Consider the following 3,396-nt stretch of genomic DNA (forward strand, 5'->3'; position numbering starts at 1 on the left):
GGCTGGATCACCGCCACGCCCCCCACCCCCAACGGCGAGTTGCACATCGGCCATATGGCCGGCCCCTACGTGGCCGCCGACGTGCTGCGTCGCTTCCTCGTCGCGGACGGGGCCGAGGTCCGGATGACCACCGGCCTCGACGACCACCAGAGCTACGTGGCGGTCCGGGGCATCCTCGACGACCGGACCGGCCGGGAGGTCGCCGACACCTGCGGGACCCGGATCCGGTCCGCCTGGTCCGGCGCGGGGGTGCTGTTCGACCGGGTGGTCGAGCCGGCGGCCCTGCCCGGGTACGCCGACTTCGTCCGGGCGTTCTTCCAGAAACTGCACGACACCGGTGCCATCGTGGCGCGTACCCGGCCACTGCCCTACTGCGTCCCCTGCGACCGCTGGCTCTACGAGGCGTACGTCTCGGGTGCCTGTCCGCACTGCGGCGCCGGTTCCAACGGCAACGCCTGCGAGGTGTGCGGGCGCCCCAACGACTGCGGCGACCTGGGCGATCCCCGGTGCGTGCCGTGCGGGGCCCCCGCCGAGCTGCGGGACCAGACCCGGCTGTACTTCCCGCTGGCCCCGTTCACCGAGCAGCTCACCCGGTTCTGGGCCCAGGTCGCCATGCCGCCGCACCTGCGCGTCCTCTGCGAACGGATGGCCGCCGACGGCCTGCCGGAGATCGCGGTCAGCCACCCGGGCGACTGGGGCGTACCCGTGCCGGTGCCGGGTTTCGAGGACCAGCGGATCTACGTGTGGTTCGAGATGGCACCGGGGTACCTGCTGGAGTACGACCCGGTCGGCGCCCGGCCGACGGAGGGACCGGTCCAGTTCTTCGGTTTCGACAACGGCTACTTCCACGCCGTGCTGTTCCCCGCCGAATTCCTGGCCTGGGCGCCCGACCTGCCGCTGCCCCGGGCCTTCCTGGTCAACGAGTTCTACCAGTTGGAGGGGAAGAAGTTCTCCACCAGCCGCCGACACGCCGTCTGGGCCCTGGAGGGGCTCGCCACCGGCGGTTCCGACGCGGTGCGCTACCAGGTGCTCCGGGACCGGCCCACCGGTCGGCAGACCAGCTTCTCCCCCACCGACCTGGTGGCGGCCCGGCAGCATCTGCACGACCGGTGGAACGGCTGGCTGGCGGACCTGTGCGAACAGGTGGTCGCGGAGACCGGCGGGACGGCCCCCGACGCGCAGCCCGGCGGGCCGGCCTGGGAGACCCTGCACGGGCGGCTCGGTCGGATCTGCGCCGAGCTGCGCGAGGCGTACTCGGTCGAGGCGTTCGACCCCCGGCGCGCCGTCAGCCTCCTCGACGAGGTGGTCGCCCTGGCCACCGACTACGGGCACGTCCACCGGCACGAACGTGACCGGCCGCAGGGCACCCCGGCCTACCGGGCCGCCCTGGCCGCCCAGCTCGCCGTGGCCTCGGCCCTCGCCGCCTGGGCTGCCCCGGTCCTGCCGCAGGGCGCCGCCCGGCTGAGCGACCGGCTCGGCCTGCCCGCCGACCGGCCGGTCACGGTGGCCGCGCTCGCCCCCGTACCTGCGGGACAGGTGGTCGGGCCGGTGACCGAACCGATCTTCGGTGGGTGAGATGGCGGCACCGCACCGGGTTCCCCGGGTGGCGGTCGTCGGCCCCCTGGCGGGGCCCCGCGCCGCCTGGGGCCGGTTGTTGACCGACGCGCTGGCCCGGCTCCGGCACGCGCCGGTGCGGTGGAGCCTCTTCGACGACCACGGCACGGTCGACCGGGCGGTTGCCTGCGCCCACGAGGTCGTCGCGGACGGCGGGTTCGCCGCCGTGGTCGGGCACTTCAACAGCCGGGGTGCCCGTGCGGTGCTGCCGACGTACCGGGCTGCCGGGCTGCCGGTGGTGCTGCCGCTCGCCACCGCCGCCGGCCTGCTCGACCAGCCCGGCGGTACGGTGCTGCGGCTCTGCCCGGACGACGACGCGCAGGCCGTCGCGCTGGCCCGCGCCTGCACCGACGCCGGTCTGCACCGGATCGCCGTGGTCACCGACGGCAGCGCGTACGGCACCGACCTGGCGCACCGGATCCGCGCGGTCGCTGCCGACGGGAGCACGGTGGAGGTGCACGACTCGACGGTGCCGGACCGCCCGGACACCGCCCTGGTCGTCTGCGGGGTGCACCACCGGGCCGCCGAACTGATCCGGCAGGCCGCGCCGCGTTCCGCCCCGCTGGTGCTCGCCAGCGACGACTGCGACGTCCCGGAGTTCACCGAACTGCTCGGCGGGGCGGCGGCCGGGGTCCGGGTGGCCCGGATGACCGGTGGACCGGCGGCCCGGGTGGCCGCCGCGGTCACCGCCCTGGCCAACGCACTCGGCAAGTACCCGGAGCAGCGGGGCGCCCCGCTGGTCGAGATCGTCCGGGGCGAGGTGGCGTTCGGCCTCACCCCGGACGGCGACCTGGATCCCGCCGCGCCGGGAGCGGCCTGGGAGGTGGTGGACGTACCCTCGCCGACCGGTCCGGCGGCGACCGGCGACCGGCCGGCGGTCACCGTGGTCGGCGGCGGCCTGGTGGGTGCCGGTACCGCCGCCGAGCTGGCCCGGGCGGGCTGCCGGGTGACCGTCTGGGACGACCCGGACGGCGACTCGGCCAGCGTCGTCTCCGGTGGTCTGGTCCGCGCCTTCGAACTCGACGAGCGGGCCCGGGAACTCGCCACGGAGAGCTTCCGCACCCTGTGGGGGCGACCGGAGACCGCCGCCGGGCACGGTTTCCACCGCACCGGGGCGCTGGTGCTGCTGCCCGCCGGGCAGGTCGGTCCGGCCCGGCACGCGGTTACCGCACTGGTCCGCGCCGGGGTCGACGCGGAGCTGCTGGAGCCGGACACCCTGGCCCGGCGGTGGCCGATGCTCGGCCTCGACGGGGTCGCGGCGGCGGTGTGGGAACCGGCGGCCGGGTACGTCACCGCACCGGTGGCCCTGGCCGCCCGGCTCGACGAGGCCGGCCGGGCCGGCGCCGACCTGGTTCCCGCGCGCTACGCCGTCGGGGACGACACCCCGGACGTACTGGTCGTCGCGGCCGGATGTGGCAGCCCCGAACTGCTCGCCGACCGGTGGCCGGCGGCCCACCCCGCCCGGACCAAGCGCATCCGGTACGGCCTCTTCCGGTACGGGGGCCACCGGCTACCCACCATCGTGGACGAGACCTCCGGCCTGTGGGCCCGGCCGGACGGCGCGGACGACCTGCTCGTCGGGGTACCCGTCGACGTGTGGGACGTGCCGCCGGCCAGTGGCTGGACGCTGGCGTCCGGGGAGGTCGAGCTGATCCGGCGGGGCGCTGCCGAGCGGTTGCCGTTCCTCGCCGAGAGCCGGTTCCTGCTCGGCCGGTTCGGTACCGACCTGTTCGTCCCGGACGCACCGCTGGTCGTCCCGCTGGACACCCCGGCCCCCGGGCC

General features: G+C 75.9%; 2 protein-coding genes. Both read left to right on the top strand.

The window, feature by feature from the left end; genetic code table 11:
* Window positions 1-1,575 (top strand): class I tRNA ligase family protein (locus GSF22_RS32110; RefSeq protein ID WP_208817665.1); only part of this gene is annotated, 1,575 nt, incomplete at its 5' end.
* 1 nt (window position 1,576) lies between these two features.
* On the top strand, window positions 1,577-3,396 hold a 1,820-nt coding region (locus GSF22_RS32115; protein WP_208817666.1), incomplete at its 3' end, for an FAD-dependent oxidoreductase.

The organism is Micromonospora echinofusca, assembly GCF_017614955.1.
Lineage (GTDB): Bacteria > Actinomycetota > Actinomycetes > Mycobacteriales > Micromonosporaceae > Micromonospora > Micromonospora echinofusca_A.